This window comes from Microcoleus sp. N9_B4 (genome assembly GCF_036701635.1).
Classification (GTDB): domain Bacteria; phylum Cyanobacteriota; class Cyanobacteriia; order Cyanobacteriales; family Microcoleaceae; genus Microcoleus.
Genome location: NZ_JAUBRC010000031.1, coordinates 53,318 through 76,110, shown reverse-complemented (window position 1 = coordinate 76,110; position 22,793 = coordinate 53,318). Strand labels below are relative to the sequence as shown.

The following is a 22,793-nucleotide window of genomic DNA, read 5'->3' as shown; positions in this document are numbered from 1 at the left end:
CTGGGACTATTGTCCCAAGCGCTGTCTAACTGCTACTGAGATTCAGCATTTGGTTAGACAAATACAATTACTATATTATGACATTCCGGTTTTACAATCAAGGATTTTTATTAAAAATATATGACAATCTCTAATAAATTAGAAAGCTTAAATATACTTTAGTTATTTCAACATATTAATATCTAAACCCAGGAGGTCTTCGGGTCGATCAATATCTGTAAGAGTGGGAAGATAAGCAATATTGAGATCGAGCTTTTGAGCGATCGCCCGCGTACAAGCAAATACTTGACTGGTTCCCCAGTGAATGCCACCGAATAATTCCGGTATCGCTCGCCGCAGCCCGATCAGATAATAACCTCCGTCTTTTGCCGGGCCCAAGACTAAATCATGCTGGCTCAGTTCCTCAAAAGCTTGTGCCATGATTTCTGCTTTCAAACCAGGACAATCAGTGCCGATAATTGCAGTTTTTTCAACCCCTGAATTAAAAGACTTTTGAAACGCTGCTGTCATTTTTGCGCCCAAATCACCGTCTATTTGATTTTCACAAAAAATATCACTTCCCAACCACTCTTGCATCAGTTGTTGGCTGCCGCCGGCTCGGTGAATTTCTACTGATAATCGGCGGGATTTTTGGAGAGAGAGAGCGCAGGCGATCGTTCGTTGAGCCATCAAGCGGTGAAGGTTGGCAGCACCTGCTTTTCCCAGCACCGGAATTAGTCGAGTTTTGGTCGTTCCCGGTTCGGGATAGCGGGTGAAAACAATCAGTTTTTCTAAAATCATCGATTGTCCATAATTTTTAAAGAAATGACCTAATGCAGTTCTAGACGCACGCGGGGCTAAAAACCCGGTTTCTGTGGCGAGCACAATTTTTCGGAGAAACCGGGTTTTTCGCGTCCCTGATTACTAATTTAATCTGTGGATTTAACCCATCCTAAAATACTGTCAACTGTCAACTGTCAACTGACAACTGACAACTGTCAACTGTTAGCTCATTTCTAGCATTCGTTGGATGGGCTGCAAAGCTGCTAGTTGAATATCTAGGGGCATGGTAATTTCAGGCGTTTTATTTTTCATAGCTAGATACAATTTTTCCAAGGTATTTAATCTCATGTGCGGGCATTCGTTGCAAGCACAACTATTATTGTTGGGAGGAGCGGGAATAAAGCGTTTGTGCGGAGCTTGCTTTTGCATTTGGTGAATGATTCCCGGTTCAGTCGCGACAATAAAAGCTTGGCTGGAACTAGCTTGAGAATATTTGAGCAAAGCAGTGGTAGAGCCTATGTAATTAGCGTGGCGCAGCACGGGAGGTTCGCATTCGGGGTGGGCAATTATTTCGGCTTCGGGATTCTCGATTTTGAGTTGAACTATCTTTTTTTCTGAGAAGTTTTCGTGGACGATGCAAGCTCCTTGCCAAATCTCCATGTTTCTGCCTGTTTGTTCCATGACGTAGCGGCCGAGATTGCGATCGGGCCCAAAAATTATCGGCTGATTTTCAGGAATTTGGTTGACAATTTTAACCGCGTTAGAACTGGTGCAAATTATATCGCTCATTGCCTTAATGGCGGCGGTACAATTAATGTAGGAAATTACCAAATGTCCTGGTCGATCGGCTTTGAAAGCTGCAAAGGCTTCGGGAGGGCAACTGTCGGCGAGGGAACACCCAGCATTTAAGTCTGGCAACAATACTAATTTGTCGGGATTGAGAATTTTTGCGGTTTCTGCCATGAAATGAACTCCGGCAAAAACTATGACATCGGCGCTGGTGTTGGCGGCTTTGCGGGCAAGTTCTAGGGAGTCGCCAATGAAGTCTGCGATGTCTTGAATCTCGGAGTCTTGGTAATAGTGGGCGAGAATGACGGCGTTTAACTCTTGTTTGAGGGCGTTAATTGCTGCAAACAAGTCGTCGGGCAGTCGGGTTTGTGTAAAGTTCGGAGCAGGTGCGGTGGTAAACACAGTTAGAATATTCCGGGGAAGGTGGGGAAGACAGCTAAAATATATTTTGAATTATAGTTGAATTCACCAAAAAGTGCTGGCTGTTCAGTGGAGCCAATCTAAAATCTAAAATCTCAACTCTAAAATAGGCTGGGGGAGAGTGCAAAAATTGGTCGCTGTTTCTTATGCTGAGTAAGAAGGGGCTAGGGATCGATCGCACATGACAAATCACATGAATAAAGCTAAATCTATCAAAATTGCGGTGGTGGGGGACGTTCACGATCGCTGGGAACCTGAAGACGGCGAGGCCCTGAAGCATCTGGGCGTTGATTTGGTGCTGTTTGTGGGGGATTTTGGCAATGAGTCGGTGGAGGTGGTGCGGGCGATCGCCCAATTGGACATTCCGAAAGCAGCGGTTTTTGGGAACCACGACGCTTGGTACACCGCGACAGAGTGGGGCCGAAGTCAGTGCCCTTACGATCGCACTCAAGAAAATTGGGTGAAACAGCAGATAGATTTAATGGGAGAAGCTCACGTCGGTTACGGGAAAAGGGATTTTCCCGAATTGGGCGTAACTGTGGTGGGAAGCCGCCCGTTTACTTGGGGGGGATCGGAGTGGAAGTACGGGGATTTTTACTCGGAATGGTTTGGGGTAGAAAGTTTTGAAGAGTCGGCGCGGCGGATTGCAGGGGCGGCAGCGGATGCCGATTGCGAAAATGTGATTTTTTTGGGTCACACGGGCCCGACGGGGTTAGGAGAGGCTCCTGAAGACCCCTGCGGGCGAGATTGGAAGCCGTTGGGAGGGGATTGGGGCGACCCGGATTTTGCGGAGGCGATCGATCGAACTCGGAGTTCTGGGAAGCACATACCGCTGGTAACTTTTGGTCATATGCACCACAAACTGCGGCACACGAAGCACGAGTTGCGGAAGTCGCTGGAGGTGAGTGCGGAGGGTACAGTTTATTTGAATGCGGCCAGCGTACCGCGCATTGTGGAGAGAGAGTGCTCGAAATTGCGGAATTTCTCGATCGTCCTGCTGGAAAATGGAGCAGTGTCGGAAGTGTCTCTGGTATGGGTAGGCGAAGATTTCGCGGTAGAAAGAGAACAAATTCTTTATCGGCGCACTGAATCTGCGGCTATTTGTAGTTAGAGACAATTGCTGGTATGATAAAATTTATGCGCCAGGAGAGGTGGCAGAGTGGTCGAATGCGCCTGACTTGAAATCAGGTGAACCGCAAGGTTCCGTGGGTTCAAATCCCACCCTCTCCGTTTAACAATTCTCTTGTCCGTTAAGGGTTTCAGATTCTCTATCCCCTCAAGAGTTCCCTTTTCCGCTCATCTTTGGCTGACTCTTGGTATTTCGCAACAAAAAAACACCCCCGTAGGGGTGCTGTTGCTTACCAGGTAATTTTTCTAGCCAACTGAGTTAACTAAACCCTTCCTCATCCGCCGGGTCGCCGTAGGGGTCTTCGCTGGCCGGGCTCACATTGCCGAACATTCCAGCATCCGCTACATAGTCTGCGGGGTCGCCGTAGGGGTCTTCGCTGGCCGGAGTCACGTTGCCGAACTGTCCGTAGTCGGTACCGGCGTAGTCAGCCGGGTCGCCGTAGGGGTCTTGGCTGGCTGGAGTCACGTTGCCGTACTCTCCGTAGTCAGCCGGGTCGCCGTAGGGGTCTTGGCTGGCGGGAGTCACGTTGCCGTACTGTCCGGGATTTGAGGGATCTTCGTAATTGCCGTCAGGATCGACTTGCTCGCTGTCTGGCCCGACGATCGCATCTTTTAACTTCCGCAAAAATCCATCTACCATGATAAAGTTCCTCTTTTTTATGTGTTGAAAAACTACTGTTTTAGATTGGGAATCCCAGATTTAATTGAAAATTAGGGAACCTGCAATCTAAAATCTCAAATGCTTAGACTACTGTGCCGGAACAGGACTTGTAGCTTCCGGCAAGGTAGTAAGGTCTCGACCGGTATTTTGGTTGTTGTACCCCTGGAATTCGCGGTAACGCACTGCCTCGGACTCCGGAACTTTAATTCCTCCAGGCGGGGGCGTTACCCAGTGAGCGCGATTCTGGGCATCGCGGTAGTAAACGCGACCGTTTTTGGAAAGGTAATGTTTTCCCTGCGGCCCCTTTTCTTGTTTATTTTTGTGCTGATTGTAGATGTAGTAAAGGGCGGCGGCTCCTGCTAAAGTAATCCCTACTTTTTGAGCATTGCTCAGTCCTTTTTTCGCTTGTGGCGAAGGAGTGGAGCCACGATTAGTTTGCACTCCTCCAGCGCGAGTATCGTCAACAGGAGGCGGGGGAACGGAACTTTGCTGGCTAGAACCGCAAGCAGTCACAAAGGGAAATGTCAGCAGCGTTGTCAGCAGCAGAGCCATGAAGCGCGATCTTTTTGGTTCGGGTTTGATTGTGTTCATTGCCGCTCCGAATTGTCGGGATTATAGGTAGTTGTGTTCTGGCGAGGTTGAGGAACCTGAGCTGCTGCCAACAGTTTTTAGAGTAAATTAATTTGTCAAAGCAATTTTGACAAAAGTATTTGCTGAGAATTTATTAACAGCGCAGGTACGGTATTGCGTTTCTATTTAATCATGCTGTAATCTCTCGATGATTTACTCATTCCAGCGATATACATAAAGTTTCTTTTATTTCAGTCCACAGGTATATGCAAATGCGCGCCTTCGGGTAAAAATAAATTCCGTTTGTGGACTGGTCAAAGCAAAGTGAAGCAGACGGACGGGACGAGTGCGAAGCTCAAAGCAGCACTGGCGAGGGAAAAGAGGCGGAATGTATAAGTCTGGCGGTGTTTAATTGCGCGGGACTGCTTGTCAGAGATGACTGCTTTTTTTTGGGGAATTCTGGAGAGGTCGATCGCACTATTGTAGAAATCTATTAACCGCGATAGAAAGCCCCCGAAGCTTTTCGGATATTTATGAAATTAAAGAATTTATTTACTGCTGGATTGTCCCTCGCAGTTGTATTTAGTGTGGCCAAGTATCTAACTTTTTCAAATCAACAAAACCAAGTCAACAAATTGCTGCAAACCAAACAGTGTCCCGAATGCAATTTCAGCAATGCTAACTTAAAAGGATTAGACTTGCAACGAGTCAACTTGCAGGGAGCTAACCTAGAAGGTGCTAACTTATCAGGAGCAAAGTTGACCAATTCCAACCTCAAAAATGCAAACTTAAATAGAGCCAACCTGACGGGAGCTGATTTGGGCTGTGCTGGCATCATTTTCAACTTTGATGCGAATGAAGAAGGAGCTAATATGGATTTTAAAGTGAGTGCCGTCCCCGAAAAGAATAACCCAGAAAATGCAGTAGTTGGTTTCAATATGAAAGCAACAGATCGAGGAGCGACAATGCGTTTCAACCTGATGGGATGCGCTGACTTCTCGAATGCGAGCTTGCAAGGAGCTAAAATGCCAGATGGCACAATTCATCCTTAGTAAAACCCGCAAATACTGTTTAAATCGATTAAATCGAAATAAAACCGCCGCCTGACTGACAGGCCGCGGTTTTTTTAAGCAACTAACAATCGCCTAAAATTAGTGAGCAGAACCGTTACCGTGATACTTGTCAGTATCGTAGAATCCGTTTTTTGTACCGAAGAACAGACAGCAAACCGTGAAAACTGCTGTCAAGACTGCTAAAACTAACTTAACGTCCATAATTTACCTGCTGTTGTTGAGTGAGTGCAAATACTCAGATTGTAGAATCTTTTTGGCTGGCGCGGCCATCTACCAGCGTAGCGCCAGATTTGCTGGGATGCTCGCTGGTGCGGCAGTTTCCTGACGGCGAGACGATTCGAGGAATTATTGTCGAAACCGAAGCTTACGGCCCAGGAGACCCCGCTTGTCACGCTTACCGACAGCGCACTCCTCGCAGTGAGGTGATGTTCGGGCCTGCGGGTAGGAGCTACATTTACCTAATTTACGGGATGTATCACTGTTTTAATGTGGTGACGGATGCAGAGGGAGTTGCTAGTGGTGTGCTGATTCGAGCTTTGCAGGTAGATGTGGTTCCCAAGGGGTTCGCTGGAATTCCCGAGAAGAAGCGATCGCGCCTCGCCGCCGGGCCTGGGAAACTGTGTAAGGTACTGCAGATTGATCGAACTTTAAGCGGTTCTCCCTTGGGTGCAGACCAACCGCTGCGGTTGGAACACCGGAGCGAGAACTTTCAGCAAGCTGTGCAGGAGGGTACAATAAATTTTGTGCAAACTACGCGGATCGGGATTTCTCAAGGAATTGATTTGCCTTGGCGCTGGTATGTAGGGAACTCTAAGGCTGTGTCACAACTCTAGTAATGTCAAAGGTATCAGTGTAAATTTTGTCGCTTATCTTAGTGAAATTATGGCTTACTCTTCTGAAAATCCGATCGTACAACTCAAAAAATGCCTAACCCTGGTTCAGGATGTTAGCACTCACAACGAAGCCAACCGGGCCTTCGAGCAATTGTGCGGGATTATCGATGCTGAAAACCCAATGGCGGCGCAACTTTTGGAGATGCTGTGGGAAGAGGCAATTATGGCGAGGCGATCTGCTTTATTTTGGCAGCAAATGAGCGATGTTGAGAAAGATATGGCTAATAGAATGATGGAAAATATGACGCAAATGCGGCAGAATTATTTGCGGCTGATGCAGGAAATGTAGACAGTAATTGGTAAGTCCGTGTTTGTAGTGAGGACTTTAGTCCTCTCCTTATCAATAAAGTTTTCTAGATGTAGGATGCCTCAGCGCTGATATTTGAGGAGGCTCAAACAGTTTGTTTCCGGGGCACCCTACAATAAATTCTGCTACTTCATTAAAGCAGCGCCGCGGTTGTAAAGTTCGCGCGCGTAATCAGTCCAAGTTCCCTGTCCCCAATAGCGGAAACAGCTTGTTTGCACCAACAAATTGTAAAGCAAAGCTTGCTGGTATTCAAACTGCTTAGTAACGGCGGGATCTTGCTGCACCAGCGGATCGTATTTTTTGTGAAATGCCGCGCTGAGTAGATTCATCGGTTCCAAGACATTTTCGTAGCCTTTCACCCAACTCAAATCGTTCGTCCAAGAAGCACCATCCATGTGAAAATTATGGTCGGTTTGCTTGAGTTGGGCGATCGCACTTTCCACTTTTTCCGGCGTCGCACTATCTGGATCGACTAGCTGCCAGATTTTGTGCTGGTTAATCCCCTGACAAACAGGATAATCATCAGGATTAACGCCCGCCGCTTCAATTATCTCCAAATATTCAGTACCGTTTAAACCGACAACACCGGATTTTCCGCCGCCTTGTTCGCGGTTTTCGTGCCAAGCTTTGACAAAAGCGCTGGGGAATTCATTCATCATCACGCCGCCATTTTCGCCGTCGGCAATCTGAGTGACTAAAGAAGGAACTGTGACATTGCCAATTTGCTGTTTATTGCGTCCTTTGGCTTCGTAATAAGGCTGCATTTGTCCAACCAATTTCGTATCAGAACCTTGGGTTTTAATCAAAGCCGTAATGCTGATTGTTTCGCCGTGAGAATTGCGGGCAACCAAACGGTTGGGAATATATTTTTGGTCTTGCGACAATCCCGAACCGTCGGGATTTTCTACAGAATGTTCCTGCACCATCAGCCAGCGATACCCGCATTCTTTCAAAGCTTTGATGTATTCGTAAAGTGTATCTGGGTGATTGGGAAAGTGCATTTCTGGGGGCGAAAAACCTTTGACGCGCTTGAGGGCATCCAAGCCAAAAATGGCTGCAAAATGATGTTGCCATGCTTGAATTTGGAGTTTGATGTCGGGGATGGGAGTTGAGGGAATGACGGCGTGACTCCACATTGTGCCCAGCCATTCTACGTGAGGTTGATATTGAGAATCGCAGGTAATCCGCTTGAGATTATCAAAGATATCATCGCGTCCCATTTGGCGCAATCCCCACAATAAATTGCCCGAATAGTCGAGCATAATTCGCGGGTTGCAACCTTCAGCAATTAGTTGGGGAATGAATTCTCCCATGCGGGAATAGCACCAAGCAAACACTCCGGCGTTGTGATTGTCTCCTTGGTTGGGATGTTCAAACATATGCTGGAGATTGCAGATCAGTTCGCCGTTTGCACCGGCAGGAATTGTCGGTTGGTGCATATGCAGAGCGCAGGCAAATCCGGCTTGAATGTTTTCCAGGCGCAGATTTGTGGTAGGTAGAAAGATTGGTTCGTTGCTGTTGGCTGCGGCACTGATTTCCGCTTCGGAGCCGCAAATATTGGGTAATCCTGAGTTGATTTCTTGTAAAATGGGTAAATTGGGAGATTGTGCGATCACAGGCATAAATTTTTCTCAACAATTGTGGAGGGGCGCTGTCTGCTATTGCTAAGATAGCTAGATACTTTAACAGTAGCAGAGGATGTCTGCAAAAGATAAATTTCACAAGGTATGTCCGGGAACACGGCAGCTCCTAATCTTGGGTAAAATGTTTAACACATTTCACGTAAATATGCGAGGTTAATTATGAAATACGAAATCAAGGTTTTGGAACCAACAGATTTGTGGTACATCCAAAATAATATCAATCCTGAAACCAATAAGTTTTACCATCCCACTAAGAATATTCCCCTCGTTCAGCAAGTAGAAATTAACTTAAACAATTCGGGAGTGATAATTCAAAAAGGTGCGCTGCATTGGTGTATGGGGAAATTGACTTCCGGTGTTTATAAAACGGATAACCGTTTGAAAGATATGTGGGTATCTTTGACAACGGAAATGGACTACAACGCTCCCGTATATCAAGGGACTGGTACGGTGAAACTGGAACCGAGACAAAAAGGGAATTTCCTGCATTATACGCCGATCGACCTTTCGGATGCGGAGCAGTGGGAATTTGATGACGGTGTATTTCAGTTTTGTTCGGACAATGTAGTTATCGGTGCTAAAAAACTGAAATTCCGACAAGTGGCTGCTTCTAATGATGGTAGGTGGAGAATTGCTGTTACAGCTTTGCGCGAGCAAAAAGCTACTGTTGTAGCTGCTACAAGTTCACCTGCTAAGGTTGTCGAACTCAAACAAGGTGAAACTTTGATAGCTGATTGCGATTTGGTGAAAGGATTTACCAAGGGGATTGAAGAAGATTATCGAAAATTAGGTCATTTTGGCAAAGGCGGTGGGGAGGGTTATGTTTGGTTTTATCAGGGGAAAGGTAAATTATTAGTATGTGAAAATGATGCTATGGGTTTGGGATAAGTTGTTGCATTTTTGTCTAGCGCTATGAGAATTATGAGTGGGATTTATGTAAGATAAGGAGGAAGAAACATCGCACACAAATTTGCAGGCATGAAAGTGTCTGAGATTCTCAAAGGTAAAAAAGGTAGTATAAAACAAGCACAGCTTCCGGCAACTTCGCCAAGTTGGGAAGAATTTAGCGAAATGATATGGGAGCAAATAGAAAGAGGTGCTGAAGAAAATATCCCCGGCTTTAGGATGGTTCGCAAATTGTTGAGCGATCGGAGATTTGATAGATGAAAAATAATGGATTTGACCAACTAATATTATTTTTGCAGAAATTGGAAAAACAGGCGATCGATTACAGTTTAGCGCATCATCGCGATGAAGCTATGATGGTAATTGTAGCTGTACCTGGGGAACGGTGGGAAATTGAATTTTTGAGTGATGGTTCGGTGGAGGTAGAGAAGTTTGTCAGTAATGGAGAAATTGTTGGAGAAGAAGCTTTGAGTGAGTTATTCGATCGCTATTCGGAACTAGACGAGACAAATGGCGATTTGACTCAAAAGATTGAGTTGACAAATGCGAGAAGATGAGTTATGTTTTGCGGAATTTGCGATCGAGTTGCAGCAATGCCGAAACGATATCGCCGATCGCAACCGCCGCAAATTCGGCTTCTGGGAGCCCGATCGCCCTTTTATTCCCAATGACCGACTTGCTTATTTGCTGAGAAATCATATACTTTGTCAAGTTAAGAAAATATTTTTTTGATTCATCCAGGAGCGAGAAAAAAAATGTACATTGTACAAATTGCCTCGGAGTGCGCCCCCGTCATCAAAGCAGGGGGTTTGGGCGACGTAGTTTACGGTTTGAGTCGGGAGTTGCAGAATTCCGGCCACTGCGTCGAGATTATTCTACCCAAGTACGACTGCATGAGGTACGACCACATTTGGGGACTTCACGAAGCCTACCGGGATTTGGCTGTGCCCTGGTACGGCGGCGAAATCCTCTGTGATGTCTTGTGCGGCTGGGTGCACGGGCAGTTGTGTTTTTTCATCGAACCTCGATCTCAAGATAACTTTTTTAATCGCGGCTGTTATTACGGCTGCAATGACGACAATATGCGGTTTGCATTTTTCAGCAAAGCCGCTTTGGAATTTTTGCTCAGAAGCAACAAGCGTCCCGATGTGATTCACTGTCATGATTGGCAAACTGGTTTGATTCCAGTCATGCTGTTTGAAATTTACAAATACAATTGGATGGAAAATCAGCGAGTCTGCTATACCATTCACAATTTCAAACATCAAGGCATGGGAGGAAGCGAGGTTTTGCAAGCAACTGGTTTGAATCGAGATGATTATTATTTTGATTACGATCGCCTCCGAGATAACTTTAACCCTTTTGCCCTCAACTTTATGAAAGGTGGGATTGTTTACTCGAACTTTGTCACCACGGTTTCGCCGCACCATGCTTGGGAAGCTCACCTCGGCGAGTGTGGCTACGGTTTGGGTCACACTTTGCATTTATATCAAGATAAGTTTCGCGGGGTGCTCAACGGCATCGATTACGATGTGTGGAATCCCGAAAGCGATCGCTACATTCCGCAGCACTACACTAAAGATGATTTGGCAGGAAAAGCGAAAACTAAAAAAGCTTTGCGCGATCGGCTGTTCCTGCGCGATGCTGATAAGCCTATTATTACCTTTATCGGTCGTTTGGACGACCAAAAAGGCGTTCATCTCGTCCACCATGCAATTTATTACTCTCTGAGTAAGGGAGCGCAATTCGTGCTTTTGGGTTCTGCGACGGAAGCGGGAATTAACGCTCATTTCCAGCACGAAAAATACTTTTTAAATGACAATCCAGACTGCCATTTAGAACTAGGTTTTAATGAGGAACTGTCGCACTTAATTTACGCGGGTGGGGATATGATTGTGGTTCCCAGTAATTACGAACCCTGCGGGCTGACTCAGATGATTGGGTTGAGGTACGGTACTGTTCCTGTGGTACGGGGAGTTGGCGGTTTGGTGAATACTGTGTTCGATCGAGATTACGACACCCGCCACCTGCCGGAAGAACGCAACGGTTACGTGTTTTACCAAACCGACTACTCGGCTTTAGAGTCGGCGCTCGATCGGGCGATCGGATTGTGGTATGACTATCATGATGAATTTGAAAAACTCATGCTTCAAGGCATGAATTGTGACAATTCGTGGAAATATCCAGCTAAAGACTATGTGGAAATTTACGAGTTAATTAGACACAAATAATCCGTAGGAGACCAGTGTGCAACTTACTAACTGTAGCTGTGCACTGGTAGCCCGCCTCTTAGTGGCTGTTGAGCCTGGTCGAGAATTCGGGCAGGTAATAAATACAGTCCTGGACGCATCAAGACCTTGATCAGCAAATTTTTTACCTAATCTGTGGGCTAAGCCCAGGCCCATCGAAATTTTACAGTCAAGTTTGATGAAACTGAGATGTTGCACCATTCTCGCTTAACAGACTGGACGGCCTGTTCCACAAGAAACTTCACTCTTTGTGGAACGGGCTTCTAGCCCGTTGCTGATATTGGTGCAAGATGTGAGATAAAACTGAGATGTTGCACCATTCTCGCTTAACAGGCTGGACGGCCTGTTCCACAAGAAACTTCACTCTTTGTGGAACAGGCCGTCCAGCCTGTTCATAAAAGGCTTATTGAGAATGGTGCAACATCTCAGATGAAATTGTTGTGGGGAGTAGGGGTTGGGCGTCCCGCCCGCCCGAAAAATACAACGCAAGATGCCCGACAGCTTATAACAAAGTCTTTTCGGAAAAAAACCGGCGGTTGAGCGAAGTCGAGACCGGATTTCTGAGCACGAGTGCGTCAGCCCTAAAATAGTTACGCTCTCGATCATCAAATAAGAATTACTTGCATTAATATAGTAAAGCACTGACTATAGATGGCTGTAGAGAGACCATCGTGTCAATTACCAGATGAAAAAATCTATCATTATAGAACAATGAGCATTTCTCGGCGTATTTTTCTTGCCAGCGGTACAGCAATGGCTGTCGTGGCAGTGGGGGAACTAAGCAAAAAAGCCCCTGTCGCAGCCCAAACCGGCACTCTCAACCTTTATTCAGCACGTCACTACGATACTGATAATGAGTTGTACCAAAGCTTCACCAAAAAAACTGGGCTCAAGGTTAACCTCGTTGAGGCGGATGCTGACCAACTAATTGAACGGATCAGAAGTGAAGGTGCAAATAGCCCTGCTGATGTTTTCATCACAGTGGATGGTGGGCGTTTGTGGCGGGCAAAACAAGCCGGTATTCTGCAACCTGTTTCTTCAACAGTCCTGACATCGGCAATTCCAGCAAGTTTGCGAGATCCTCAAGGTTTCTGGTTTGGTCTATCGCGCCGGGCACGGGTGATTGTTTATAACAAAAGCAAGGTGAACCCTGCTCAATTGTCAACCTATGAGGCGCTGACAGAACCTCGGTGGAAAGGCAAAGTTTTAGTGCGATCGTCCACTAATATCTATAATCAGTCTCTGGTTGGGGCTATGTTAGCAGCTCATGGAGCTCAAAAAACAGAAGCTTGGGCGCGAGGATTAGTGGCTAATTTTGCGCGTCCTCCAGAGGGAAATGATACGGCGCAAATCAAAGCTGTTGCTGCTGGGGTAGGCGATATTGCCCTGGTTAATACCTATTATGTAGCTCGCTTAATGAAATCGAAAGATCCAGCAGAACAGGCGATCGCAGCGAAAGTAGGTGTATTTTTCCCAAACCAGCGCGATCGCGGTACTCACGTCAATATTTGTGGTGCTGGTGTAGTCAAAACCTCCCGTAACAAAGCAGGCGCGACCAAATTCTTGGAACACCTAGCCAGTCGCGAAGCGCAACAAATTTTTGCTAGGGGTAATTACGAATACCCTGTGATTTCAGGTGTGGCGATCGATCCTACGGTTGCCAGTTTTGGTACATTCAAATCTGACCCTCTCAACCCTGATGTGTTTGGGAAAAATAACCCCGAAGCTTTAAAGATTGCCGATCGCGCAGGATGGAAATAGAGGCTTTTTGAACAAGAAGCTACTCTTTGTGATTCGGCGGTTTCAACCGCCGAATCCCATCAACTTTAATTTTTAATTTTACCATCCGGCATTATAGCGCCTTTCAGGTTTGCCCCTGTCAGGTTTGCCCCTGTCAAATCCGCACTATTTAAGTCAGTTTCACTTAAATCGGCATTACTAAGATTGGCATTATTCAGTTTTGCCCCTCGCAAAAAAGCCCCCTTGAGATTTGCATTACTCAAATCAGCATTTGTGAGATCAGCGGCAGATAAACCTGCTTTTTCCAGAGAAGCACCTTTTAAATTTGCACCTTTGAGATTGACGCTATCGAGTAAGGCTTCATTAAGTTTGACCTTTTCTAGCATTGCGCCTTCCAACTTAGCACCATTGAGATTAGCGCTGGTTAAATCCATGTCACTTAACTTGGTATCAGTCAGGTCACATCCTGGACATTGCTTAGTTTTTTGTAATGTTTCGAGGGGACCAGCCACCTGTTTTTGGCATCCAAAGGTGACAAAAACAGTAAGTAGTAAGAAAGAGATTGTGCCAGTAGTGCGGGTAAACATTGCTAATTTTTTATTAATCATCTTGATTTATGAAGGAAAAAGGAAGAGGGATGAAGGGTTGATACATTCTCCTGAAACCCGCCAGGGAATAAATTCCCCCTCTTATAGCTAAAGTCGGTTGAAACCGACTGAAATCCTAGCTGTATAGTCGTCTGAAGACGACTTTCGCTATGAGACAGGGGTTGAAAACCCTGTCGGACTATAGCTTTAAAAGAATCAATCAGGTCTGCAAGCAGGAAAGAGATTTGGGGGTTATACTATTGAAGACTTGCGCGATCGCGCAATTTTCCAACTTAATAAAATAACCGGTAACATCCCCACTAAAACAATTGCCAATGCTGGGCCAGAAGCTTCAGCCAATCGCTCATCTGAGGCAAGTTGATAAGTTCGCACAGCCAAGGTATCAAAGTTAAACGGTCTAATAATTATAGTAGCAGGTAACTCTTTCATTACATCAACGAATACTAACATCATGGCAGTTAGTAGACCTCCGGTCATCATTGGTGTATGAACTGTAACTAAAGTTTGCATCGGGCTATAACCCAAACTTCTCGCCGCATCATCTAAATTAGGCTTAATTTTGCTCAAACTTGACTCTACCGCATTTAAAGAAACAGCCAGGAACCGAACTATATAGGCAAATACCAAAGCTGCGATCGTACCACTTAACAACAAGCCTGTAGAAATTCCCCAGTTTTCACGCATCCAACTATCAAATAGATTGTCAAATTTTCCAATTGGAACCATAATCCCCACTGCAATCACAGATCCAGGTACAGCATAGCCCATTGCCGCAACTCTCGTTCCCAACTGCACTCCTAAATTAGGATATAACCGTAAACCATAAGCCATAATTAAGGCAATAACTACGGCTAAAATTGCTGTCAGGGTGGCCAAAATTAAACTATGACGGGCAAAGATCCAAAAGCGTTCATCTAAAGTGAGTTGCCAATTAGCTAAGGTCAACTTGACTAAAATACCTGCTGGCAATAAAAAACCCAAAAACAGCGGCATCAAACAAGCAATTACCGCTAAGATTTCCCTAATTCCTTTAAGCTGATAAGTTTGTAGTTGGCGATAGCGGCTGCTAGCTTGATAATATTTAGTCCGACTTCGCGACCAGCGTTCTAGTAAAATTAAACCGAGAACAAATAATAATAGCATCGCAGCTAATTGATTGGCTGCAATTCGTTCTCCCATGCCAAACCAAGTCCGATAAATACCTGTGGTGAATGTATCAACTCCAAAATACTGAACAGTGCCATAATCGTTGAGAGTTTCCATCAAAGCCAGTGCTAAACCTGCTACAATTGCGGGTCTTGCCATTGGTAAGGCAACGGTAATAAAACTCCGCCAAGGGCTACAGCCGAGTATTCTACTAGCTTCTAGGGTACAAGTTGATTGCTCCAAAAAGGCAACTCTTGTTAATAGGTAGACGTAGGGATATAAAACTAAGATTAGCATTAAGATTGCTCCAGGGAGCGATCGCACGTTAGGAAACCAATAGTCTCCATAACTCCAGCCAAAAATATAACGCAAAGCAGTTTGAACTGGGCCTGAAAATTCTAAAAAGTCTGTATAAGTATAAGCTAGGACATAAGCTGGGGCAGCTAAGGGTAACAGTAATGCCCATTCAAATAGGCGACTGGCCCGAAAGCGACACATTGTTACTAGCCACGCACATCCTACGCCAATCACGACAACACCAAAGCCTACACCGATCATTAACAATAAAGAGTTGACGATATAACGGGTTAAAACTGTATCGGTTAAATGTTGCCATGTATCTTTAGCTTCAAAAAAGATACTGGATAAGACACTGATGACTGGTATGGCGATCGGCAATGCTAAAGCGATAACCGCAAGTGTCCACCCACTAGCGGATAAACCGCGTAAGGTCGATAGCCATTGGATTGTCCTGATTCCTGTTTGGTGTAGTGATTTTTGGGAATTTTTCATTGCTAGTAAAAAGTCTAGCTTGCTAGTTTATCAGTATGTGTAAACATTTGTCAAGCCTTTATGATAATTAATCTCACTAAACAGGAATATTGTAGAATAGTAAGTTGTTGATTATTTATAGCAATAATGGCTCGACCGATAATTCTGCATTTGGATGGTGTAACAAAACAGTATTCCCAAGCTGCATCACCTGCGGTGGCATCTGTCACCCTGACCTTACATCAAGGAGATATACTGGGGTTGTTGGGGCCATCGGGTTGTGGGAAAACAACGTTGCTGCGGTTAATTGCTGGTTTTGAACAGCTACAAGCAGGGACGATCGCTCTAGCAGGAAAAACTGTAGCCAGTGTTAATATGTCAGTCGCGCCGGAACAGCGAGACATTGGTATGGTATTTCAAGACTATGCACTCTTCCCCCATTTGACAGTCGCGAAAAATGTAGCTTTTGGCTTGACGCATCAAGGAAAAGAGTCAAAGCATAATATTCAGAAAGGTGTCACCGAAGCATTAGCGCTGGTGGGATTAGAAGGATTGGAAAACCGTTATCCCCATGAATTATCGGGGGGTCAGCAACAGCGAGTCGCCCTGGCCCGTGCTTTAGCCCCTAGACCTGCGATTATTTTACTAGATGAACCGTTGAGTAATTTAGATGTACAAGTACGGTTAAGATTGCGTCAAGAAGTCCGCGAGATTCTCAAAGCAACGGGAACCTCTGGTGTATTTGTCACCCACGATCGCGAAGAAGCACTTTCGATTTCAGATTGGGTAGCGGTGATGCGTCAAGGCAAATTAGAACAGTTTGGCACTCCAGAGGAAGTTTATCAAGAACCAGCCTCTCGATTTGTGGCTGAGTTTGTGACGCAAGCTAATTTTGTGTCTGCATCGCTGAAGCAGGATTTTTGGGAAACAGAAGTAGGTTGTTTTGCTGTTAAAGGAGATTCATTTGTAAAAGTTCCTTGTGATGTTTCTACTGAAGGAGAATTGATGATCCGGCAGGAAGATTTAAGTTTATACTTAGATGAAGATTCGGCTGTTGTGATTTGCGATCGTCAATTTTTAGGTAGAGAAAATCGTTATTGTTTAAAGACTCCTTCGGGCGAAAAGTTATATGCACTGACAACCACAGGAAATGTTTTTCCCATTGGTTCTAAAGTTCGGTTATCTTGTGGTGAGAATTCTCCCTTAGCTTTCTTTGTCGGTAAGCCTAAGCCATAGCTAATGAGTAATTGCTAATTGCTAATTGGGAAAAAATCCTCCCCCTCTTCCCATCTCCCAGTCTCCCCCTCTTGCTTCTTCCTTATACTGCCTGATAGGTTTTCTGTCTATCGCTGTTGTCAGGGAAGGGGCTAGTCACGATATGCTCTGCTTTTATACCCGCTGCCATCAGCGCTTGGCTTAGACCTTCCTCGAAGTTATCCTCTTCAATTACAACTTGATAATCGACTAAACGAGCATGAAACAGAATCGTGTCAATCCAGAGCTGTTTATCCCAGCCTGTAGCGAGAATCAGAAAGTGACCCGAATCGACATCACAGACGGGGTAAAGCTGGATCGCCTGTAAACGGGGTTGGGCGATCGTTGCTTCTTGCAGGGTTTTTTTAAGGATGTCTGCATAGCTTAGTGAGTTATCCATTGGAGAATCACCTCTTGATTTGGTTCGTAAACTAAATAATTCGATAATTTAGGTTAAAAAATATAAGTATGAATCTCTTGAACTCCCATTTGTTGTGAATGTCGCTGATTATAAAAGTAAATGTTCTAGTATGTAATAAAGATAGCTTTTTTCAGGGCGACGAGTAAGAGTTTGAGTCGGATTGTGCGTCGAACTCTATTGATAAAAAGAGATTCGGATGGGGACTAATAAGGGGTTGACATACAGGGGCAACTTGGGGTATTTTATGGTTATATATGATGTATTGTACCGCATCTGCAATACAATTATAATTTATGCGGCTGACTTGCTGGTTAGGATATATACCCAGGCTATTTGGTTGGAGTTTAGCCTTGTATGTAGTAGGTGAGAGTTGTTAATGAGTGAGAGTTGTTAATGAGTACGAAGATGCAGCATTATGTCCCACAGCTTCTGCTTAACTATTGGGCTTCTGATGGGAGCAAGGGTAAAAAAATCATCAATATATTTGATATGGATAGGTCGCACGTGAGATATAATCAACCAGTTAGAGGAGTCTTCTCACAGAACTATTTTTATGACAAAGACAACCTAGTCGAGAATTTTCTAGCTGACATGATAGAGGGACCAGCTTCAAGCGTAGTAAAGAAAATCGTCAGTGGAGATTTTAATATAATCAGCGAAGAGCTATTAACTTTGCACAGATTTATTTTATCTCTATACTTCAGAACGCCTGAAGCTAGTAAAAGAGTGAGTGGATTCGTCAATTCGCAATTTGAGTCAATAGTGCGAGAGTGTCTAAGTTTGAATGGATTTGATCCAGAAGAGGCAAGTGCTGGAGGATTCAACTTTAACCAGGATAATTTAGCCTCTCTAATTACTCTTAATGCGGTGCTTGTTGCTGGGCTTTTACGAGATTTGGAATATCATATTATCAAAAATGAAACTTCCTCAGAATTTTATATATCTGATCATCCCGTATTTATTTACAACTGGCTTTACCGCGAGCTAAAAGATCCTGCCGTCACAAGTATTACCGCCATTGGATTGCAAATTTTTCTTCCATTGTCACCCAAAATAACACTTTGTCTGTACGATCCAAAAGTGTATAAATATGGACAAAGAACTTCAGTAACTTGCATTTCTAATGATAGCGATATTGAAATCTTGAATTCGTTCCAAGTCATCAATTCAGATTCGATAATAGGGTTTTATTCGAGGGAAAGCGAGGCTCATATAAGACAGTTATACGAAAGACACAAAAATATTAAACTGCATCAGCCTGAGAGTGGTATGTTGTTAACAAAGAAGGAAGGTAAAGGAAAAATAAGATCGACGCATTGGGTTTTTACACGACAAGCCAAATTAAAGAAAATGCCTTCATTCATAAAAATCAAGAGAAAATCTAAAGGCTCTGCGTCTTCTTATCAAGAAAGAGATCCTGAGCTATCTGCAAAACACATGGAGATCCTAAGGTTTATAGATGAGCAAAGACAACGTAGTATTGTTGAATTAGATCAAGGCGGCAATCATTAGACATCTCCCAAAAACAATCTAAAACCATTGCCCTATGTAGAAAAGGTTACTTGCAGCCGCTCAACCGGAAGGTTACATTTTTTACCGACAGGTGAAACCCGATCGCCAGCAACTCCTTCCCATCGCTCGCCCTCTTTCCCTCTCCTCAAACAATAAAACTACCACCAAGGCTCAAATCAGATCCGATCGATCGCCTGTGATCGCCAATATGCCGCCAACCCCTTCAGCAACCAATTCCCCTCGCTATCCCACCAGCCTAACCATTGCTGAGTTTGATTTTGATAAATGCCTTCCCATAGGCTTAATTGTACTCCCATGAGTTTGATCGGGTAGTGAAATAAACAATATTACCAAAAAATAAAAGCCTTTCATCCCCGGACTAATGTCACCGGGATGAAAGGCTTTTGCAGGTTTTGACCAGCCTTCAATCTTGTTGGTTTGACAGATTTAAGCTAATTTTATTCAAAGGAAAGTATGTTAATTTTCGGACTTCTGTCCTTGAGCTTCTCGCACAGCAACTTCTGAATCCGGCTGATTCAGAGCCATTTCTAGAGATTTTGCAATCTCGACTGACTCAGGAGTACGCTTAGAAAATCCCCAGACAAACATCAAGACGATACTGGAAACTAGCAGCCATTGCGGAGGAACTAAATCCGGATTAATTACTTTCACCAACAACCGCATTCCCACGAACCCAACTGTGATGTAACCAGCACTTTCTAGGTGAACGAACTCATCCAGCCAGCGGATGAACAACCCTGCCATGAATCGCAGGGCAATAATTCCAATAGTAGCGCCTGTTACGACGATAAAAGTGTTGTCAGAAACAGCGATCGCAGTAGTAACGCTATCCAATGAAAACGCTAAATCCGTAAAAGCAATCATGGGAATTGCTTGCCACACAGTCGCAAATCTGGGCCCGTGATGTTCTCCTTCAGAGTCTGTATCTGAAGTAAAATGTTGGAAAACAAGCCACAGCAGGTAGAGAGCACCAAGCAGCTCAAACTGCCAGTATTGGATCACCCAAGTAGCCGTTAAAATTAGGGCGATCCGCAGTACAAAAGCAATTATCAAACCCAAGTTGAGAGCTCTTTGCTGATCCTTGGCATCTTCCAAACCTTTAGAAATAGACGCCAGGGCGATCGCGTTGTCAGCCGAAAGTACAGCCTCCAAAGCCACCAAAACCAACAATAATAAAAAGCCGTCAACTCCAAAATTGGGTGAAGCGTCGAGAAATTGATCTAGCATTAACTATTTTGTGCACCTAAAAATGGCAAGGATCGAGCGCAGCGCAAATTACCCGCTCTGTCTAACATTAGTGTCACCTTCACTTAAATCTTAACCTAACTCGGTAATTCTGTGGGAGGCGATCGTCCGAACAACGGCAAAAGGAAGCAGTCCCAGGAAACAAGGAAAAATTCTCCCCCTCCAACACTCAAAAACTCCGCCACTGCGCCACTGCGCCACTGCGCCACTCCTCCCCGGAGGCAGCATTTGTGTTGCAAGTTGTAACAAATGATTCCCAAAAGCGCCAATTTGTCTCAAATTGGTGAAAGCTCGTCCCCGCGAAAAGGAGTTTTGCGAATATGTCTTTAACAGATACCCAAGTCTACGTAGCGCTCGTAATTGCTTTGATTCCCGGAATCTTGGCTTTCCGGCTGTCAACTGAACTGTACAAATAGTTTCCAGACACCAGTTGCGAACCGCAAAACGCCTGCCTGAGCAGTTAAATCTCTCGCATTACAGATACAGACAATTGCTGCCCCAGTGCAGTAGATTGTTTGTGTTCAGCAAGACGAGACTGCAAGGGCAGGCATTTTTATGGGAAAATTCCGTCTTCATGCGTCACCTTTGTCTCAACAATTTTGGCTGTCAGCACCCTGACTAACAGCGGCGAGTGTGCGTTAAGCTCAGAATTTGCTCTGTTGAACTCTAAAACGTTAGTCTCAGGTATTTGAAAAAAAATTATGCAAGCGATTCAACCCACCGTTACCCCACTGCGTCCTGTAAAAAACTCCCCTCGGGTTACTCCTCGTCGCAGCAGCAGCCGCCAGCGTTCCTACCCTCACCAAACCCTCGCGGCCGAAACAGGCGTCAAGTTGGCAGTCAACATGGTACTTTCAGTCTGTGCCACTTCTGCTTTGCTTCAGCTTTGGCCTCACTACCGGGCGGTACAAGAAAAATTGCACGAAATCCAAGCTGAAGTCAATCTTACCCAGGGGCGAGTCGATCGCTCGCGATCGGACTTTAACCGCTACTTTGACCCTAGTCTTGCTAAAACTGTGATGCAAGAGCAAAGCAACCAAGCTGACCCGCAGCAGCGTCAGGTGATTTTACAAGAAGCCGAGGTGCCCGAAGCCGAGGAATCAACCCCGCAACCTTAAGGGAACGGCTGTTTTGGGTTTTGATATCACGTCCGATGTGCATCATTCTTGTATGTCATTGTTCGCTGTGCGAACCAATGACAGATGAATCTGTCGGACTTGATATCACTTTTGAGTAAAAGAGTTTTTAGGATGATTCTTGTCTGTCCGGGCGAACGAAACGCAGAGACAGACAGACCTGCGTATTGTTACCTGTTGGAATCTCAAAACTTCAAACTCCGGCTTATACTGACTTTGCCAGCATGGTTTTTTCTTTCAGTAGTTGCAGTGCAGCTTGATATTGCAAGTCTACTTCGGTGCCGATTTGATCGCGCGCGATAGGTTCCAAAGGCACTACGCGATCGGGCGCAATCCCCAGCTTGTTAATATCTTTATGGTTCGGTGTCTCGTACTTAGCAACAGTCACGGCCAACCCGGAACCGTCAGACAAATCAAACAGCGACTGAATCAGTCCTTTGCCAAAAGTCTTTTCTCCTACCAGTTGAGCTCTGCCGTTATCTTGCAGCGCACCCGCCAAAATTTCGCTAGCACTGGCAGTTCCCTTATTGACCAAAACAATCAGCGGATCGTTAGTTAGGGCTTGTCCAGAGGCTTCAAAACTGCCGAGAATGCCTTGTCTGTTCACCGTGTAGACGATCGTCCCGGAATCGAGCCACAGACGGGCAATTTCAATCCCTGCTTGCAACAGTCCGCCCGGGTTGTTTCGTAGATCGAGAATGTAGGCGGCGGCTCCTTGTTTTTCCAAGCGGTCGATCGCGTGAGCGACTTCTTCAGTGGCGTTAGCGCTGAATTGACTCAAGCGAATGTAGCCCACCGGTAAATTCTCCGACCCCGACTGCAATTCGGCGTAAACCGGATTCAGAGCAATGCGATCGCGCACTAGCTCAATGTCCTCAGCAGCGTCCCTTCCCTCGCGCCCCAAGGTCAAGGTAACGGCAGTGCCGATGCGGCCGCGCATTCGAGTTGCTGCTTCGTCTAGGCTCAATTCTGAGGTAGGAGTGCCGTCAATTTTCAGAATGCGATCGAGGGGTTGGATGCCAGCTTTGTCCGCCGGTGAGCCGGCCAAAGGAGCCACCACTGTCAGGGTATTTGTCTGGGGGTCGATCGCAATTTGCAGCCCCACACCCGTCAATTCTCCCGAAGTGTTGACCTGCAAACTGCGGTACTGTTCGGGTTTGAGCAGTCGAGTGAACGGGTCGTCGAGATTCGCCAGCATCCCCTGAATCGCCGTGTAAGTCTGCTGTCTGTCGTTAAGCGGTTGCTTGACAGCTTTTTGGCGAATCGACCACCAGTTTTGAGAGTTGAAGCTGTCGTCCACATAAGAGCGGTTAACAATTCGCCAAGCTTCGCTCAATAGCTGCTGTTCAGGAGTTAGAGCCGCCGCAGGCTGCGCCCACCCACCTAGAACTAGGACGACTTGGAGGAAAAGTAAAATAGCAATCTGGAAAACTCGTCTGTGCATGATTTTTCTGTAAAATACCAGTAAGTATTACATTTTATGTATTTTACGTTTGTACGCTTTTAAGCTTTTGCCCATTTAAATCTCCCCAAGGCAT

26 protein-coding genes, 1 tRNA gene and 1 pseudogene are annotated in these 22,793 nt (G+C 45.3%); 15 read left to right on the top strand and 13 right to left on the bottom strand.

Annotated features, from left to right (window positions below):
• Positions 1-162: 162 nt before the first annotated feature.
• On the bottom strand, positions 163-780 hold the full coding sequence (locus tag QUA43_RS20365; RefSeq protein WP_333376107.1) for a TIGR04282 family arsenosugar biosynthesis glycosyltransferase: 618 nt from the start codon (positions 778-780) through the stop codon (positions 163-165).
• 204 nt (positions 781-984) lie between these two features.
• Positions 985-1,953 (bottom strand): quinolinate synthase NadA, encoded by a 969-nt coding sequence (gene nadA / locus QUA43_RS20360; protein WP_333376106.1) that lies wholly within the window; start codon positions 1,951-1,953, stop codon positions 985-987.
• A 211-nt stretch (positions 1,954-2,164) separates the two neighbouring features.
• On the opposite strand from nadA, the gene QUA43_RS20355 reads away from it, so the two are divergent.
• Both QUA43_RS20355 and QUA43_RS20350 read left to right on the top strand, forming a co-directional pair.
• Positions 2,165-3,082, top strand: coding sequence for a TIGR04168 family protein (locus QUA43_RS20355; protein WP_333376105.1), 918 nt, complete (start codon positions 2,165-2,167; stop codon positions 3,080-3,082).
• 34 nt (positions 3,083-3,116) lie between these two features.
• Positions 3,117-3,201: transfer RNA gene (locus QUA43_RS20350), tRNA-Ser, on the top strand.
• A 157-nt stretch (positions 3,202-3,358) separates the two neighbouring features.
• Here the strand turns inward: QUA43_RS20350 and QUA43_RS20345 are convergent.
• Positions 3,359-3,739: a translation initiation factor gene (locus QUA43_RS20345; protein ID WP_333376104.1), complete on the bottom strand. Its 381-nt coding sequence runs from the start codon at positions 3,737-3,739 to the stop codon at positions 3,359-3,361.
• A gap of 108 nt (positions 3,740-3,847) precedes the next feature.
• Positions 3,848-4,351, bottom strand: a complete 504-nt coding sequence (locus QUA43_RS20340) for a hypothetical protein (RefSeq protein ID WP_333376103.1) — start codon at positions 4,349-4,351, stop codon at positions 3,848-3,850.
• 284 nt (positions 4,352-4,635) lie between these two features.
• On the opposite strand from QUA43_RS20340, the gene QUA43_RS20335 reads away from it, so the two are divergent.
• Together QUA43_RS20335 and QUA43_RS20330 are read left to right on the top strand one after the other, a co-directional pair.
• Positions 4,636-4,827, top strand: coding sequence for a hypothetical protein (locus QUA43_RS20335; protein WP_333376102.1), 192 nt, complete (start codon positions 4,636-4,638; stop codon positions 4,825-4,827).
• 36 nt (positions 4,828-4,863) lie between these two features.
• Positions 4,864-5,382, top strand: coding sequence for a pentapeptide repeat-containing protein (locus tag QUA43_RS20330; RefSeq protein WP_333376101.1), 519 nt, complete (start codon positions 4,864-4,866; stop codon positions 5,380-5,382).
• A 99-nt stretch (positions 5,383-5,481) separates the two neighbouring features.
• Here the strand turns inward: QUA43_RS20330 and QUA43_RS20325 are convergent, their stop codons facing one another.
• Positions 5,482-5,604, bottom strand: coding sequence for a hypothetical protein (locus QUA43_RS20325; protein ID WP_006633228.1), 123 nt, complete (start codon positions 5,602-5,604; stop codon positions 5,482-5,484).
• A gap of 20 nt (positions 5,605-5,624) precedes the next feature.
• On the opposite strand from QUA43_RS20325, the gene QUA43_RS20320 reads away from it, so the two are divergent.
• A complete protein-coding gene (locus tag QUA43_RS20320; protein WP_333376100.1) occupies positions 5,625-6,236 on the top strand; it encodes a DNA-3-methyladenine glycosylase in 612 nt (203 codons plus the stop codon).
• Positions 6,237-6,285: 49 nt separating this feature from the next.
• The gene (locus tag QUA43_RS20315) at positions 6,286-6,585 is read left to right on the top strand and encodes a hypothetical protein (RefSeq protein WP_333081447.1); all 300 of its coding nucleotides are present in this window, start codon (positions 6,286-6,288) and stop codon (positions 6,583-6,585) included.
• A 143-nt stretch (positions 6,586-6,728) separates the two neighbouring features.
• On the opposite strand, the gene QUA43_RS20310 is transcribed toward QUA43_RS20315, so the two are convergent.
• Entirely contained in the window at positions 6,729-8,225 is a 1,497-nt protein-coding gene (locus QUA43_RS20310; protein ID WP_333376099.1) for a glycosyl hydrolase family 57, read from the bottom strand.
• Between the two features lie 180 nt (positions 8,226-8,405).
• On the opposite strand from QUA43_RS20310, the gene QUA43_RS20305 reads away from it, so the two are divergent.
• From QUA43_RS20305 to QUA43_RS20295, 3 genes are all read left to right on the top strand, one after another.
• Positions 8,406-9,134: an AIM24 family protein gene (locus QUA43_RS20305; protein WP_333376098.1), complete on the top strand. Its 729-nt coding sequence runs from the start codon at positions 8,406-8,408 to the stop codon at positions 9,132-9,134.
• A gap of 90 nt (positions 9,135-9,224) precedes the next feature.
• On the top strand, positions 9,225-9,413 hold the full coding sequence (locus tag QUA43_RS20300; RefSeq protein ID WP_333376097.1) for a hypothetical protein: 189 nt from the start codon (positions 9,225-9,227) through the stop codon (positions 9,411-9,413).
• A complete protein-coding gene (locus QUA43_RS20295) occupies positions 9,410-9,709 on the top strand; it encodes a hypothetical protein (RefSeq protein WP_333376096.1) in 300 nt (99 codons plus the stop codon). Before QUA43_RS20300 ends, QUA43_RS20295 begins: the two co-directional genes overlap by 4 nt.
• Position 9,710: 1 nt before the next feature.
• Here the strand turns inward: QUA43_RS20295 and QUA43_RS20290 are convergent, their stop codons facing one another.
• Positions 9,711-9,851, bottom strand: a complete 141-nt coding sequence (locus QUA43_RS20290) for a hypothetical protein (RefSeq protein ID WP_333376095.1) — start codon at positions 9,849-9,851, stop codon at positions 9,711-9,713.
• A 56-nt stretch (positions 9,852-9,907) separates the two neighbouring features.
• Between QUA43_RS20290 and glgA the strand changes: the two genes are divergently transcribed.
• Positions 9,908-11,383, top strand: coding sequence for a glycogen synthase GlgA (gene glgA / locus QUA43_RS20285; protein ID WP_333376094.1), 1,476 nt, complete (start codon positions 9,908-9,910; stop codon positions 11,381-11,383).
• 729 nt (positions 11,384-12,112) lie between these two features.
• Complete coding sequence (locus QUA43_RS20280; protein WP_333376093.1) at positions 12,113-13,162, top strand: Fe(3+) ABC transporter substrate-binding protein; 1,050 nt, start codon at positions 12,113-12,115, stop codon at positions 13,160-13,162.
• Between the two features lie 65 nt (positions 13,163-13,227).
• On the opposite strand, the gene QUA43_RS20275 is transcribed toward QUA43_RS20280, so the two are convergent.
• The gene (locus tag QUA43_RS20275; RefSeq protein WP_333376092.1) at positions 13,228-13,749 is read right to left on the bottom strand and encodes a pentapeptide repeat-containing protein; all 522 of its coding nucleotides are present in this window, start codon (positions 13,747-13,749) and stop codon (positions 13,228-13,230) included.
• Positions 13,750-13,980: 231 nt separating this feature from the next.
• Entirely contained in the window at positions 13,981-15,687 is a 1,707-nt protein-coding gene (locus tag QUA43_RS20270) for an iron ABC transporter permease (protein WP_333376091.1), read from the bottom strand.
• Positions 15,688-15,813: 126 nt separating this feature from the next.
• On the opposite strand from QUA43_RS20270, the gene QUA43_RS20265 reads away from it, so the two are divergent.
• Positions 15,814-16,902: an ABC transporter ATP-binding protein gene (locus QUA43_RS20265; RefSeq protein WP_333376090.1), complete on the top strand. Its 1,089-nt coding sequence runs from the start codon at positions 15,814-15,816 to the stop codon at positions 16,900-16,902.
• 82 nt (positions 16,903-16,984) lie between these two features.
• Here QUA43_RS20265 and QUA43_RS20260 read toward each other — a convergent pair whose 3' ends face one another.
• A complete protein-coding gene (locus QUA43_RS20260) occupies positions 16,985-17,320 on the bottom strand; it encodes an element excision factor XisI family protein (RefSeq protein WP_333376089.1) in 336 nt (111 codons plus the stop codon).
• Between the two features lie 414 nt (positions 17,321-17,734).
• On the opposite strand from QUA43_RS20260, the gene QUA43_RS20255 reads away from it, so the two are divergent.
• Positions 17,735-18,853, top strand: coding sequence for a DUF4238 domain-containing protein (locus tag QUA43_RS20255; protein WP_333376088.1), 1,119 nt, complete (start codon positions 17,735-17,737; stop codon positions 18,851-18,853).
• Between the two features lie 218 nt (positions 18,854-19,071).
• On the opposite strand, the pseudogene QUA43_RS20250 reads toward QUA43_RS20255, so the two are convergent.
• A pseudogene (locus tag QUA43_RS20250) lies at positions 19,072-19,188 on the bottom strand (Uma2 family endonuclease); the annotation flags it as partial.
• Positions 19,189-19,330: 142 nt separating this feature from the next.
• Positions 19,331-20,101 carry a TerC family protein gene (locus QUA43_RS20245; protein ID WP_333376087.1) on the bottom strand — a complete coding sequence of 257 codons (771 nt, stop codon included), beginning with the start codon at positions 20,099-20,101 and terminating at the stop codon, positions 19,331-19,333.
• Between the two features lie 338 nt (positions 20,102-20,439).
• Between QUA43_RS20245 and psaM the strand changes: the two genes are divergently transcribed.
• Both psaM and QUA43_RS20235 read left to right on the top strand, forming a co-directional pair.
• Entirely contained in the window at positions 20,440-20,535 is a 96-nt protein-coding gene (gene psaM, locus QUA43_RS20240) for a photosystem I reaction center subunit XII (protein WP_015174804.1), read from the top strand.
• Between the two features lie 285 nt (positions 20,536-20,820).
• Positions 20,821-21,237, top strand: a complete 417-nt coding sequence (locus tag QUA43_RS20235) for a slr1601 family putative cell division protein (RefSeq protein ID WP_333376086.1) — start codon at positions 20,821-20,823, stop codon at positions 21,235-21,237.
• A 223-nt stretch (positions 21,238-21,460) separates the two neighbouring features.
• Here the strand turns inward: QUA43_RS20235 and ctpA are convergent, their stop codons facing one another.
• Positions 21,461-22,699, bottom strand: coding sequence for a carboxyl-terminal processing protease CtpA (gene ctpA / locus QUA43_RS20230; RefSeq protein WP_333376085.1), 1,239 nt, complete (start codon positions 22,697-22,699; stop codon positions 21,461-21,463).
• Positions 22,700-22,793: the final 94 nt, after the last annotated feature.

Bases quoted from the DNA above. Each gene is read 5' to 3' on its own strand.
- QUA43_RS20365 (WP_333376107.1), bottom strand. From the start codon at position 780: ATGATTTTAGAAAAACTGATTGTTTTCACCCGCTATCCCGAACCGGGA.
- QUA43_RS20355 (WP_333376105.1), top strand. From the start codon at position 2,165: ATGAATAAAGCTAAATCTATCAAAATTGCGGTGGTGGGGGACGTTCAC.
- QUA43_RS20345 (WP_333376104.1), bottom strand. From the start codon at position 3,739: ATGGTAGATGGATTTTTGCGGAAGTTAAAAGATGCGATCGTCGGGCCA.
- QUA43_RS20340 (WP_333376103.1), bottom strand. From the start codon at position 4,351: ATGAACACAATCAAACCCGAACCAAAAAGATCGCGCTTCATGGCTCTG.
- QUA43_RS20330 (WP_333376101.1), top strand. From the start codon at position 4,864: ATGAAATTAAAGAATTTATTTACTGCTGGATTGTCCCTCGCAGTTGTA.
- QUA43_RS20325 (WP_006633228.1), bottom strand. From the start codon at position 5,604: ATGGACGTTAAGTTAGTTTTAGCAGTCTTGACAGCAGTTTTCACGGTT.
- QUA43_RS20315 (WP_333081447.1), top strand. From the start codon at position 6,286: ATGGCTTACTCTTCTGAAAATCCGATCGTACAACTCAAAAAATGCCTA.
- QUA43_RS20310 (WP_333376099.1), bottom strand. From the start codon at position 8,225: ATGCCTGTGATCGCACAATCTCCCAATTTACCCATTTTACAAGAAATC.
- QUA43_RS20305 (WP_333376098.1), top strand. From the start codon at position 8,406: ATGAAATACGAAATCAAGGTTTTGGAACCAACAGATTTGTGGTACATC.
- QUA43_RS20300 (WP_333376097.1), top strand. From the start codon at position 9,225: ATGAAAGTGTCTGAGATTCTCAAAGGTAAAAAAGGTAGTATAAAACAA.
- QUA43_RS20295 (WP_333376096.1), top strand. From the start codon at position 9,410: ATGAAAAATAATGGATTTGACCAACTAATATTATTTTTGCAGAAATTG.
- QUA43_RS20290 (WP_333376095.1), bottom strand. From the start codon at position 9,851: ATGATTTCTCAGCAAATAAGCAAGTCGGTCATTGGGAATAAAAGGGCG.
- glgA (WP_333376094.1), top strand. From the start codon at position 9,908: ATGTACATTGTACAAATTGCCTCGGAGTGCGCCCCCGTCATCAAAGCA.
- QUA43_RS20280 (WP_333376093.1), top strand. From the start codon at position 12,113: ATGAGCATTTCTCGGCGTATTTTTCTTGCCAGCGGTACAGCAATGGCT.
- QUA43_RS20275 (WP_333376092.1), bottom strand. From the start codon at position 13,749: ATGATTAATAAAAAATTAGCAATGTTTACCCGCACTACTGGCACAATC.
- QUA43_RS20270 (WP_333376091.1), bottom strand. From the start codon at position 15,687: ATGAAAAATTCCCAAAAATCACTACACCAAACAGGAATCAGGACAATC.
- QUA43_RS20265 (WP_333376090.1), top strand. From the start codon at position 15,814: ATGGCTCGACCGATAATTCTGCATTTGGATGGTGTAACAAAACAGTAT.
- QUA43_RS20260 (WP_333376089.1), bottom strand. From the start codon at position 17,320: ATGGATAACTCACTAAGCTATGCAGACATCCTTAAAAAAACCCTGCAA.
- QUA43_RS20255 (WP_333376088.1), top strand. From the start codon at position 17,735: ATGAGTACGAAGATGCAGCATTATGTCCCACAGCTTCTGCTTAACTAT.
- QUA43_RS20245 (WP_333376087.1), bottom strand. From the start codon at position 20,101: ATGCTAGATCAATTTCTCGACGCTTCACCCAATTTTGGAGTTGACGGC.
- psaM (WP_015174804.1), top strand. From the start codon at position 20,440: ATGTCTTTAACAGATACCCAAGTCTACGTAGCGCTCGTAATTGCTTTG.
- QUA43_RS20235 (WP_333376086.1), top strand. From the start codon at position 20,821: ATGCAAGCGATTCAACCCACCGTTACCCCACTGCGTCCTGTAAAAAAC.
- ctpA (WP_333376085.1), bottom strand. From the start codon at position 22,699: ATGCACAGACGAGTTTTCCAGATTGCTATTTTACTTTTCCTCCAAGTC.